This window comes from Streptomyces sp. ADMS, assembly GCF_033441795.1.
GTDB lineage: Bacteria > Actinomycetota > Actinomycetes > Streptomycetales > Streptomycetaceae > Streptomyces.
On record NZ_JAVFVX010000169.1, the window covers coordinates 1 to 11,496 of the forward strand.

The 11,496-nt window shown below is 70.3% G+C and carries 10 protein-coding genes and 1 pseudogene; 4 read left to right on the forward strand and 7 right to left on the reverse strand.

Features of this window, described 5'->3' with window-relative positions:
* Positions 1-178 precede the first annotated feature (178 nt).
* Positions 179-460 carry a type II toxin-antitoxin system RelE/ParE family toxin gene (locus RB628_RS37415; protein WP_318325102.1) on the reverse strand — a complete coding sequence of 94 codons (282 nt, stop codon included), beginning with the start codon at positions 458-460 and terminating at the stop codon, positions 179-181.
* 4 nt (positions 461-464) lie between these two features.
* Positions 465-746 (reverse strand): type II toxin-antitoxin system Phd/YefM family antitoxin, encoded by a 282-nt coding sequence (locus RB628_RS37420; RefSeq protein ID WP_318325103.1) that lies wholly within the window; start codon positions 744-746, stop codon positions 465-467.
* Positions 747-921: 175 nt separating this feature from the next.
* Here RB628_RS37420 and RB628_RS37425 point away from each other — a divergent pair.
* Positions 922-1,082, forward strand: a pseudogene (locus RB628_RS37425) (IS110 family transposase); the annotation flags it as partial.
* 63 nt (positions 1,083-1,145) lie between these two features.
* Here the strand turns inward: RB628_RS37425 and RB628_RS37430 are convergent.
* A complete protein-coding gene (locus tag RB628_RS37430; protein ID WP_318325104.1) occupies positions 1,146-3,512 on the reverse strand; it encodes a 2OG-Fe(II) oxygenase in 2,367 nt (788 codons plus the stop codon).
* Positions 3,513-3,743: 231 nt separating this feature from the next.
* Here RB628_RS37430 and RB628_RS37435 point away from each other — a divergent pair, with 231 nt between their 5' ends.
* Together RB628_RS37435 and RB628_RS37440 are read left to right on the forward strand one after the other, a co-directional pair.
* Positions 3,744-4,472, forward strand: coding sequence for a hypothetical protein (locus tag RB628_RS37435; RefSeq protein ID WP_318325105.1), 729 nt, complete (start codon positions 3,744-3,746; stop codon positions 4,470-4,472).
* Complete coding sequence (locus tag RB628_RS37440) at positions 4,469-5,788, forward strand: helicase-associated domain-containing protein (RefSeq protein ID WP_318325106.1); 1,320 nt, start codon at positions 4,469-4,471, stop codon at positions 5,786-5,788. The genes RB628_RS37435 and RB628_RS37440 overlap by 4 nt, the downstream gene beginning before the upstream one ends.
* Positions 5,789-6,017: 229 nt before the next feature.
* Here the strand turns inward: RB628_RS37440 and RB628_RS37445 are convergent, their stop codons facing one another.
* Positions 6,018-6,584: a Uma2 family endonuclease gene (locus RB628_RS37445; protein ID WP_318325107.1), complete on the reverse strand. Its 567-nt coding sequence runs from the start codon at positions 6,582-6,584 to the stop codon at positions 6,018-6,020.
* Between the two features lie 467 nt (positions 6,585-7,051).
* Here RB628_RS37445 and RB628_RS37450 point away from each other — a divergent pair, with 467 nt between their 5' ends.
* Complete coding sequence (locus tag RB628_RS37450) at positions 7,052-8,263, forward strand: type II CAAX endopeptidase family protein (RefSeq protein ID WP_318325108.1); 1,212 nt, start codon at positions 7,052-7,054, stop codon at positions 8,261-8,263.
* Between the two features lie 516 nt (positions 8,264-8,779).
* On the opposite strand, the gene nhaA is transcribed toward RB628_RS37450, so the two are convergent.
* The 3 genes from nhaA to RB628_RS37465 form a co-directional block, all read right to left on the reverse strand.
* The gene (gene nhaA / locus RB628_RS37455) at positions 8,780-10,096 is read right to left on the reverse strand and encodes a Na+/H+ antiporter NhaA (protein ID WP_318325109.1); all 1,317 of its coding nucleotides are present in this window, start codon (positions 10,094-10,096) and stop codon (positions 8,780-8,782) included.
* Positions 10,097-10,629: 533 nt separating this feature from the next.
* Positions 10,630-10,953, reverse strand: coding sequence for a thioredoxin (trxA, locus tag RB628_RS37460; protein WP_318325110.1), 324 nt, complete (start codon positions 10,951-10,953; stop codon positions 10,630-10,632).
* A 34-nt stretch (positions 10,954-10,987) separates the two neighbouring features.
* On the reverse strand, positions 10,988-11,496 hold a 509-nt coding region (locus RB628_RS37465), incomplete at its 5' end, for an NAD(P)/FAD-dependent oxidoreductase (RefSeq protein WP_318325111.1).

An 11,496-nucleotide genomic window follows, 5' to 3' on the forward strand; every position in this document is an offset into this window, starting at 1 on the left:
AGTGCCTCACCGGGCACGATGTCGAAGGGCCCCACCGTTCGCGGTGGGGCCCTTCGACGTGCGTGGTTGCAGTTCTGGTTGCACTTATGGGCGATATTCAGAACATTTCGACAAGCGGGCGCGCGCACACCCCTCGACTCCTGGCGGGCAGTCGGCACCAACCTGCACCGCGGAGGGCCTACGGAACTTGGCGGTAGATGTCGCATCGGTTGCCGACGGCCAGAACCCACACGATCAGCCGGCCGTCCTCAACGGTGTAGACAACGCGGTAGTCGCCGACCCTGAGCCGCCAGCGGGCGCTGTGCCCCTGGAGGGCCTTGATGTCGAACGATGCGGTGTCGCCGACGTCCAGCGCTTTCTGGAGTTCAGCGAGGCGGTACAGGATGCGCAGGGCTTCCGGGCGCGAGACCTTGAGCATGTCCCGCTGAGCGTGCGGCGTGAAGCGCGTGACGTACCCCATCAGGTCAGCCCTGATCAGCGCGCAGCAGGGCGGCCATCTCTTCGAGCGAGACCGTCCCCTCCACACCCTCGGACTCGGCTTCGTCGGCCAACCGGTTGAGCCACGCCTCCTCGGCGTTCTCCGCGATCTCACGCAGGCGCTGGTACTCCTGGATGTCGATCACGACGGCTTCCTGCCTGCCACGCCGAGTGATGATCGTCGGAGTTTCCTCCCGGCGGGCGCGATCGATGACGTCAGCGAGGTGACTGCGGACATCCGCCATGGATTCGATCACTGGTTCACTCATGTCATGAATGTAGCAGATGTACATGAAGGCTGGGGTGGTACCGGGAGGACACGGCGACATCGATCTCCGCAGCGTCCTCATCCGCCTTTCGATCACGAGGTGAGCCCGCGCACCCCATCTGTCGTAGAGACCTGGCCGGCACGCCCGCTGGGCATGGCTATCAGATCAGGCCGAGCGGCGGGCAGACCTGGTCGAGGACCGCACCGCGCGGTGAACCGGCTGTGCGGCACTCTGCTGAGCATGTTCCCCGCCCTGGAACGTGCCCTGGACGTCACCAACACCGGCCCGCTCAAGCTCCTCACGGGCATCGTCGTGGGCAGATCGCAAACACCTGCCGAGAAAACCACTGGCCGTCCGGCGCACGTCCGAGATCAGTAGCCGTTTGCACCACGCCTCGTGTCACGGCCTCGGGTCGGCTCCGACCTCGCCGGAAAGGTTCCATGTCGAGGCCAGCCAGGTCAGGTCGGCTCCGGCCTGGCGGCGGGTCGCCCGTTCGCGCGTGAACAGCTCCTCGGTCTTCGTCAGCACCAGCGTGTAGGGGCGTCCCTGCCGCCTGGTCTGATGGTCTACAGGCAGCTCGGCCGTGTCGATCCTGCTGTGCACGTGCCGCCGCCCGTCCTTCGCCAGCGGCCACTCCAGCGTCTGCCGCGAACGGGAGCCGAGGAACGCGCCCAGGGTGCCGCACAGCTCACAGCCGCACCCGGTCCACGCCACTGACCAGTCATCCGCGGCGCGCGGCGCCCGTCGCGCGAGCGCGCCGAGCCGGTCCCCGCACTCCTGTGCCACCGCTCCGAGCCCCGCCGCCCGGGGCTCGCACCCCGCCTGTTCCCGCGCCGCGTGGCGCAGCATCGGCAGCAGGCACTCGAGGACCGTGTCCGGGAAGGAACGCAACGCTGCCATGATCCGGCCGCGCAGCTTCGCGTCGGCCGCTTCCAGAACGCGCAGCAGCGGCAGGCTCAGCCGTTCCAACCGCGCGCGGCGGATCTCGGCCGGCCCGGTTTCGGCCCACAGCCGTAGCTCACCGCCCACCTGGGCCCAGGCCCCGGTCGACAGCAGTTGCGCCACCTCCGGACTCCGGGCGGAGCTCAGCGCCGCGCACAGCTGGGGAAGCCGCTCGGTCCAGTCGTACCGGTGTTCCTCGAAGCCGTTCTGCGCGCCGCCGAACCAGCCCTCGGTGACCTGGCCCAGCCACGGGACGCCGTACCGCTTCGCCACCGCGGCCAGGTCGTCCGCGTGTTCCGGAGTGAGCGCGTCGATCCGCAACGGCTCAAGGAGCATCGCGGCGGTCCCGGGCGCCTGAAGGCCCTCGGCCACCCGCAGCGCGCTCCCCAGCTGCCCGGGCTGTACACCGCTGCCCTTCCAGAACGGCGCGAGGGACTCGGCCGCGATGCGTGCGCCGTCCCGGTCGCCCTTGGTGATACGCGCCTGCAGTTCCTCGAGTGCCCACCGCGATCCGGCCTCACCGCGCGCCGCGAAGGCCCGCACTCGTGGCCACACCACGACCGCGGCCCGCCGGTACCAGCGGTCCAGCGTGTTGCCGTAGTTGCCCATGTACCCCTCGTACTGGGAGTCATAGGGCTTCAGGTCCGCACTCGGGGTACTGGCGCAGCTCTCGTAGTCGCGGACGTACAGCGAGATCTGCTCGCCGCCGGCGCCGTCCGAACCGGTCCACCAGTCGAGGGTGATCTCGTCGTCGATCAGCTCGCCGAGCTCGTAGTCCTCGTCGGCACCCGCGCCGTCGACCGCGGCTGCTCCCTCTCCCTCTCCCTCTCCCTCTCCCTCTTCGTCTCCCTCTCCCTCTTCGTCCTCCTCTTCGTAGCCGTAGTCGTCCCAGGGGTCGTACCCGGCCGGAGTGGCGTCCCAGGTCTCCTTCACCTCGGCGAGGGCGAGTACCGTCTCGCACCCCGCCTGGGCGGCCGCGGCGCGCAGCAGCGCGGCACGCTCCGCGTCGGCGCCCTTGAGCCGGTCCCAGCCGAGACCACGTTGGGTGTACTCATGATCGAGCAGGTAGACAAGACGACGGGGCGGATCGAGGTGCCGGCCGCCGTAGCGCGGCCTGGCCGGTGCGTTGAAGTGTTGCTCCAGGCAGTGCGCCATGTCGTCGAGCGGGCCGGACTCCTGCTCCGGGGCCCCTCGCTCGGCCAGCAGGTTGAACGTGAGGGTCACCCGGTAGCCGCTCCTGACCGGTGTCACCTCGTGCGGGCAGTCGGCGTAAAAGGCCACCAGGCTCAGCTCCGTCTTCGACGCACGGTAGGTCCGGCTCTGCCCGGCGTGCCCGATGACCAGCTCGCCGCCGGTGTGTGCCGAGGGCAGCGACAGCACCAGCGTGCCCACCATGGCGTCGTCCTTCTCCGAGTCCTGGTGGGGGAGGAAGAACTGCCCTTTGCCGTACACGAGGAGCGCGTGCGGCTCGGCCCGCAGCCGGGTCGACGCCGGTAGCCCGAGCTCGTCGCGGAAGTGCTCCAGCGCGCCGTCGAGCAACGTCGGCCAGGCCGGGCCGCCCAGCGTGACCTGGTCCGGCGGGATCTGCCAGGTGTCCCGCACGCTGCTGTCGCTCAGGGTGTCCTCCCCCCGGCCGAACAGTGCCGGGCGCGCCACCGCGATCAGCTTCTTCACCTGCGGCGCGCGCAACGGCAGACGCACCGGTCCGACCCCGGCCACCTCAAGGCAGACGCCGTCCGCCGGTGCTTCGAGCCGGGCGCTGAACTCCGCCGCCTTCGACCCGCCGAGCAGCACACCCAGCCGCTCCCTCGCGCTTTTGGCCATCGCTCCATCCTCCCTGTTCCCGCGGCCGTGTCGTCTCGATCCGACTCTACGGAGCAGCGGGACCCCGGGTGTCCGTCTCACCCGTACGGGAACTCCGTCCCCGGCACGGAGGGACGGGCGGCCGGGAAACATAGGGCTCGGGCCCGCGTGCCCACGCACGTCCCCCTCCGGGGACAACGGGAACAGCCGATCCCCGCACCTGACGCCCCAGCGCTGCGGAACAATGGCCCCGTGAACGACGACGATGCGCAACTGCTGTCCCAGGTACGGTCGCTGCGGGAGAAGGGCAGCGGACCGAAGCAGATCGCGCGGGCCCTCGGACTGAAACCGGCCCGGGCGAGTGCGCTGGTGCGCCAGGTGGCCCACGAACAGCAGAGCACGGCCGCGCCGGCCACTCGCCCGGTGGTGGGCTGCTGGGTGAACGTCGGCTGGAGCACCGGCCTGGAGCTGTCCGCGGCCACCGACTGGGCGCGCGCGGACGACGAAGGCTCCGGGAATCCCGAGGTCGCCGGTTTCGCCCAGATCCTGATCGCCCGCCAGGAGCGGGCCAGCCGGGTCACCCTCTGCGGGTTCCTGGTCGACGTCTACTGCCTCGGCGTCAAGGACACCGTCGGCCCACAGGTGATGGGCGGAGGATCACTGGATGCCTACGTACGCGACTACTACCGGGCGTTCGCACAACCGCCGCTGAGGATCGGCCTGGAGCAGGCGCAGAGCATCGTGCACGGTGGTGTGGCCTACGCCCGCGCCCTCGGCTTCGAACCCGCGCCGGACTTCGCACAGGCCGCCGTACACCTCGGCGAGCCCGGCCCGGCCGCCCCGCGGATCGGCTTCGGCCGCCAGGGGAAGCCGTTCTACGTCAACGGCCCACGCGACGACGCGCGGAAGATCGTACGCACGCTGGAGCACACCTGCGGCGCAGGCAACTACGACTACGTCCTGGGGACGGGGCCCCTGTGACCAGCGACCACGACGAGCACGACGAGCGTCAGGTACGCACGACCGAGCACGAGGCGCAGGCCAGCCTGAAGGCGGTGCTTCAGCTGTGCGCGGCAGGCCGGCTGCGCTGCAGCGAGAAGACACTCCGCCCGTCCGCAGCGACGGTCAAGGCAGTCGCGGAAGCGCTCAGCGGCGGCGACTTCTACGCCGAGGAACCGATCGCGTCCTTCGCCTGGCCGCTGCTGCTCCAGGCCGGCGGACTCGCCGAACTCACCTCCGGAAAACTCGCGTTGACCGCACACGGCAGGGCGGCGCTGACCAAACCGACACACGACACGCTCGCCCTGCTGTGGCGGCGCTGGCTCAGCCGCGGCGTGATCGACGAGTTCTCCCGCGTCGAAGCGATCAAGGGCCAGCGCGCGGCGAACGTCCTCACCGCTGTCAAACCACGCCGGGCCCAGGTCGGCGCGGCCCTGGCCGCCTGCGCACCCGGTGAGTGGACCGACGTCGACACCCTCTTCCGCACCATGCGCAAGGCCGGTCACGATCCCAGGATCGCCCGCAGTGAGCGCGCCCTGTGGAAGCTCTACCTGGAGGACCCCGAACACGGCAGCCTCGGCTACGACGGGTTCCACAACTGGGAACTCCTCCAGGGCCGCTACACCCTCGCCGTGCTCTTCGAGTACGCCGCGGTCCTCGGCCTGATCGACGTGGACCACCGACCGCCGGTGGGCGCCCGCGACGACTACCGCGACAACTGGGGCGCCGACTGGACCGACTGCATCAGCCGCTACGACGGCCTCCTCGCCCTCCGCCTCAACCCGCTCGGCGCCTATGCCACCGGGCAGACCGCCACCTACCTACCCGCACCGGCCGGCACCGCCCCGAAGAGTACCGGCGGCCTGAAGGTGCTCCCGAACCACGACGTGGTGGCCCTCGACGGACTCGCCCCCGCCGAGACCCTCCTCCTCGACGCCTTCGCCGAGCGCACCGGCGACCGCGTGTGGGCTCTGACCTCCGCCTCGCTGCTCGCCGCCGTCGACACGGGCCGCGATCTCGCCGAACTCCGCCGGTATCTGGACGCCACCGCCGCTCCGCTCCCGCAGACGGTCACCACCCTGCTGGCCGACGCCGCCCGCCGCGTCGGCCAGGTCCGCGACACCGGGCCGGTGCACCTCGTCGAGTGCGCGGACGCGGCCGTCGCGGCCCTCCTCGCCACCGACCGCCGCACCCGCACCCACTGCACCCGCCTCGGCGAACGCCACCTCGCCGTCCCCCTCGACAAGCTCCCCGCCTTCCGCAAGTCCGCCCTCGCCCAGGGCTACCCCGTCGGCTGACACGCACCCTCGTGGGCACCGCACACGGACCGGCACAGTCAGCGGCCCCGCGTTCAGGCCGAGGAAGCTCATCCCGGTCAAGGCTGAAGGAGCGCCCGTCGGCCGACTCGATCGAGGGCCTGCCCGTGCCGTGCTTGTGGGTGTGCGCCGCGATACAGCCGGTCCCGGCGTGCACACGAAACCACGGGCAGGGCCACGGAGCCGTGCCCCCAAGGCCGGGGGAGCAGCCTCAGCGGATCTTCTTGAAGTCAGCGCGCACCGAAACCTCGACCCCGGCCAGGCTGAACCCGATCTCCTCGCCGAAGCGGTAAGGCACGGCCGAGGTGTATTCGTCGCCCTTCGGCACTTGGTAGAGCACGCACTCCCCAGTCAGCACGTCCACGATCAGATACGTCGAAATCCCGCGCGCCGCGTACTGGTTGAGCTTGCGCCCGTAGTCCTGCCCGACCGTCGAACGGGACACGCTCTCCGCGACGAAATGCACATGCTTCTGCTCGACGAACGCATCTCCAGGGCCGATCACGCCCGCGTCCACCACCAGCACATCGGGCTCGGGCATGTACCCGTCCAGCTCTGGCAGTACTCCCTTGTCACGTGTGACGTGCAGACCGGACTCCCCGCCCAGCTGCTCCGCCAGCTGGGAGCGGATCGAATCGTCCGCCTCACTGTGCGCCTCCGTCACCGGCGACATGTACAGGCGCCCCTGGTCGAACAGCAGCTTGACCGCCTTGGGCAACTTCATCGAACGCCGCACCTGGCTCAGCCACTGCGCGTACTCCGGATACATCGAGCTCATCGCGCCTCCACACCCACACGAGGTACCGCCTATCGTACGGGCCGGACGCAACGAACCACCGGTGAAGCCCTCCCTGCTGGTCCCTGTACCGCAGTCCGAGCAGCCTGAGGCAGCGTGAAAAGGGCGCGAGTCGGCCATGGCTGGATCGGAATTGCCCGAGAGGCGACGCGACCCCCTTGAACGTCAACGGCAGCGACCTCTGCAGCTCGTTCCGGTGGCCACCGGGCTGATCGACTCCGTGCGGCGCATCCGGACGCCGTTGGCAAGGCAGCCCCGACAACGACGCCACAAGCCCTCCGACCAGCAAATACAGCAGGTACAGCAGGTACCCGCTGTCCGCTGGTTGCAGTTCTGGTTGCGTTCACCCCTGTTCAGCACCGTCCCCCACGCGACCGTAAACCCTCTTCGCCGCAGGTCAGGACGCTCCTGATCACCTCTGAATGCTCGGACGAACATTCGGAAAGCGTGTGGCCGAGCTCGACCCCTCCTTCGCCGACCGGGTCGACCGGCGGGTGGCCGTCGTCCTGCACTACTTGGAGGACACCCGGCGCCTGGTCCGGGTACAGCCTGCTGTACCCCGTTCCGGGGCGCTCACGGGAATGATCCGCGGCCCCGGAGTTGGTGTGCTGGACGCATCACACCAGCCCCATCCGAGAGGACACGCGGTGACCGTCCAGACCACCTCAGGCATCCGAGGCGCCTTCCAACGCGCCCCGCTGACCTGGTTCTTCTTCCTCGCGTACGCACTGACCTGGCTGGCCTGGACGCCGTACATCCTGTCGGAGAACGGGCTGGGCGTCTGGCACCACGACTTCGGCTCCGGCGGCTCGGGCCAGATCCTTGGCGTCCTGCCGGGCGCGTACCTCGGCCCGATCTCCTCGGCCCTGCTGATCACCTCCCTGACCGAGGGCCGTCAGGGACTGCGGAACTGGCGGGCCCGGATGACCAAGCTCCGGGTCGGCTGGCAGTGGTACTTGCTGGTGATGGTCTCGGTCCCCGCCGCGCTGACCCTCGCCTCCGTCGCGCTGACGGACACCGAACCCACACTCCCCGGCGCCATGGTGCTCGCCATGTACGTGCCCGGCCTGCTGATCCAGATGATCACGACCGGCCTCGCGGAGGAGCCTGGCTGGCGCGAGTTCGCCATGCCCCGGATGCAGAACCGCTACGGCCCGCTGGTCGCGACCCTCGTCGTCGGCGTCCTGTGGGGCGCATGGCACCTGCCGCTTTTCCTGACCGACTGGGGCGGCGGGCGGGGCCACGACCTGATGGGCGTGGTGGAGTTCATGGTCACCGCGCTCGCCTTCAGCGCCGTCATGACGTGGGTGTTCAACCGCTCGGGGGAGAGCATGCCGCTGGTCATGCTGCTGCACACCAGCGTCAACAACTTCTTCTCCATGGCCTGGGCCGACATGTTCCCGGAGCTGACGGACAAGCAGGGCTCCCAGGCGTTTTTGATGGCCGCCGTCACGGCGGCGCTCATCCTGCTGGCCGCCACCCGGGGCCGCCTGGGCTTCGCAGCCGGGCCGTCCGTGCAGGCCCCGGAGCCGGCCCCGGACCCGGACCGGGTACCTGTACCTGTACCTGTACCGGGCGGTGTCACTTTCCCTCCGTCGGCCAGCTCTCCCCCCACCCCGGAGCCCCCGCGGCCCGGTACAGGTGACCGTGGGGCTTCGTGACCGTGGTGCGGCACGGGGCGGCTCCGTGTTTGCGATTCTGGTTGGTTCACCGGCGTACAGCACCGCGCGAACCAGCCGTACGCAGATCAGGGTTGGCCAGACCTACGCCCCGCCCTCCTTGCCGGCCGAAGGTCGCATGCGCCCCCGCCCTGCTGGGCGCCGAAGTCCGCGACCTTCGGCGCTCCGCCTGCCGGACCAGCCGCCGGGAAGCCATGTTCCGGCGCGACGGGCGCGACCGTGACAGTGACAGTGACAGTGCTCCGCTCCTGCCCTGCGCTTCAGTGCCACGAAATCCACGACCGCCCAGGTCAGGCATGGCACGGAAGGGCTCTGGCAGTTGCAGACCGGACGGCGATTGCGGCCCGGCTCCTCAACGTCCGTCGGTTGCAGTTCGGGTTTGCGATTCACAGGTGACAGTCGGGACATCTCGACAACAGGCAGGCGCACGCGCTCGCGACTCCCGGCGGACAGTCGGCATCGACCTGCACTGCGGCAGCGACGCCTCGCCGCCGCCCATCAGGTGCCCTGCCTGTCCGGCCCGGCGTCGGCCGACTGGGCCTGCTGGTAGATGTCGGGGATGCCGTCCACGTCGGCATCGAGGTTCTCCGCCTCGTACAGGCGCCGGTAGATCCTGTTCCGGCGGCGCAACAGGGCGGCTGCGAGCAGTGCGGCGAGCACGGAGGCGATCAGGACCGCCGCCTTGACGTGCTCTCCGGTCCGGCCGTCGGGGAAGGCGAGTTCGCCGATCAGCAGGGCCACGGTGAAGCCGATCCCTGCCAGCACCGAGAGGCCCAGCACGTCGGCCCAGGCCAGGTCGGGGTTGAGGCGGGCGCGGGTGAAGCGTGTGGCCAGGTACGCCCCGGCGAAGATGCCCACGGTCTTGCCCACGACCAGACCGATGACGATGCCGAGGGGCTCGGGGCTGGCGAAGACCTCGCCCAGGGCCGCGCCGTTGATGCTCACTCCGGCGGCGAACAGCGCGAACAGCGGCACCGCGACTGCGGCCGAGACCGGGTGCACCAGGTGCGCGACCCGGGCGGCCGGGGACTTCGTCTCGCCTGCGTCACCGGTGGCGCGCAGAATCAGCCCCATCGCGACCCCGGCGACCGTGGCGTGGACGCCGCCGTTGTACATCAGCGCCCAGACCGTGACGCCGAGAGGGACGTACCACCACCAGCCGCGTACCCGCGCCCGCTGGAGCAGGTGGAAGACGACGAGTCCGGCGAACGCCCCGGCCAGCGCCCACAGGTTCAGGTCGGAGGTGAAGAACACCGCGATGATGAGGATGGCCCCGAGGTCGTCGACGACCGCGAGGGTCAGCAGGAACGCGCGCAGCGCGGCCGGCAGATGGGTGGACAGGACCGCGAGCACGGCGAGGGCGAACGCGATGTCGGTGGCCATCGGCACCGCCCACCCGTCCAGGCTCCCGCCGCCCGCCGCGGCGGTCGCGGCATACAGGGCGGCGGGCACGGCCATTCCGCACACCGCGGCGATCACCGGCAGCGCCGCGGTCGCGGGGGTACGCAGCTCGCCGACGACCAGTTCACGCTTGAGCTCGATCCCGGCGACCAGGAAGAACACCGCGAGCAGCCCGTCCGCCGTCCAGTGCCCCACCGACAGGTCCAGGCCGAGGGCCGGTATCCCGAAGTGGAAATCCCGTATCTCCTCGTACGAACCGCTCCAGGGGCTGTTCGCCCACCCCAGCGCCAGCACCGCGGCAGCGAGGAGGACCAGGCCACCGACTGTCTCGGTCCGCAGTGCTCGGGCGACGGCCTGACGCTCGGGAAGCGGAAGCAGGCCCAGGAAATAGGAACGCGCGCGAACATCGGACACGGCGGGGTGCCTCCGGGGCGTCGGCGGAAAAGGGCACACGGTCCTACGGACGCCGACCAGACTTCCCGGCACACCCCGCGCCGGTTCTGACGCGTTCTGCACACCGTATCGAGCCCAAGGCCCGCCGTCTCCCCCGCCTACGCTCAAGATCGACATGGTGGGGCGTTGCGAGCAAACAGCCCCGTCAGGTGCGGCTACAACGCCTCAGGGCATGACGGAGGCCGGGCTTCCGAACCGCGAACGCCGCGGCACCTGGTCCTGGTACTCGGTCGACTACGACGGCCTGAACAAGGTGCGCGCGATCCTCCAGCCGTCGGTCGGATCACTGGCGCCCCAGGCCCTCGACCGGGTGCAGCCGCACCGACACGGTTTCGGCCACCGCCCTCCGCGGCTGCACGGCACAAGGGACCGGCCCAACCGACCGGATGCAGCCGCACCACCACAGCATCGGCCACCGCCTCCGCGGCTGTACGACGCAAGGGACCGGCCCCTCGGGGAGCCGGTCCTTCTTTGTGGCCGTCGAGCGTGGCCGCTCAGCCGAGGTGGTCGGCCAGTTCACGCTCCAGGGCGGCCTTCGGTTTGGCGCCGACGATCGTCTGGACGACCTCGCCGCCCTTGTAGACGTTCATCGTGGGGATCGACATGACGCCGTACTTCACGGCGGTGTCCGGGTTCTCGTCGATGTTGAGCTTGACGATCTCGATGGCGTCGCCGTGCTCGGCCGCGATCGCCTCCAGGGAAGGGGTGAGCTGGCGGCACGGGCCGCACCAGGCCGCCCAGAAGTCGACGAGCACGGGCTTGTCGCTGCCCAGGACGTCCTGCTCGAAGGATGCGTCGGTGACGTTCCTGAGGGCCATGCGGGTCTCCTCACAGGGGGTGGGGCGGGTGCCGTCAGTCGACGGCGACGGCGGTGGCCATGGCGGGTGCGTCGGCGAGGGCGGCGAGGTACCGCTCGGCGTCCAGCGCCGCCGCGCAGCCGGAGCCGGCCGCGGTGATCGCCTGCCGGTACGTGTGGTCGACCGCGTCACCGGCGCCGAAGACACCGGAGATGTTCGTGCGCGTGGAGGGGGAGGCGACCCTGAGGTAGCCCTCGTCGTCCAGGTCCGTCTGGCCGGTGACCAGGTCGGTGCGCGGGTCGTGGCCGATGGCGACGAAGAGGCCGGTGGCCGGGAGGCGGGAGGTCTCCCCGGTGACGGTGTCGCGCAGGGTGAGCCCGGCGAGTTTCCCATCGGCCTCGTGGATCTCGGCGACCTCGCTGTTCCAGGCGAAGGAGATCTTCGGGTCGGCGAAGGCGCGGTCCTGCATGGTCCTGGAGGCGCGCAGGGTGTCGCGGCGGTGGACGATGGTCACGGACTTGGCGAAGCGGGAGAGGAAGGTGGCCTCCTCCATCGCCGTGTCGC

What these genes read in the sequence shown, in the direction of transcription:
- RB628_RS37415 (WP_318325102.1), bottom strand. Translation starts at nt 460, where the DNA reads ATGGGGTACGTCACGCGCTTCACGCCGCACGCTCAGCGGGACATGCTC.
- RB628_RS37420 (WP_318325103.1), bottom strand. Translation starts at nt 746, where the DNA reads ATGAGTGAACCAGTGATCGAATCCATGGCGGATGTCCGCAGTCACCTC.
- RB628_RS37430 (WP_318325104.1), bottom strand. Translation starts at nt 3,512, where the DNA reads ATGGCCAAAAGCGCGAGGGAGCGGCTGGGTGTGCTGCTCGGCGGGTCG.
- RB628_RS37445 (WP_318325107.1), bottom strand. Translation starts at nt 6,584, where the DNA reads ATGAGCTCGATGTATCCGGAGTACGCGCAGTGGCTGAGCCAGGTGCGG.
- trxA (WP_318325110.1), bottom strand. Translation starts at nt 10,953, where the DNA reads ATGGCCCTCAGGAACGTCACCGACGCATCCTTCGAGCAGGACGTCCTG.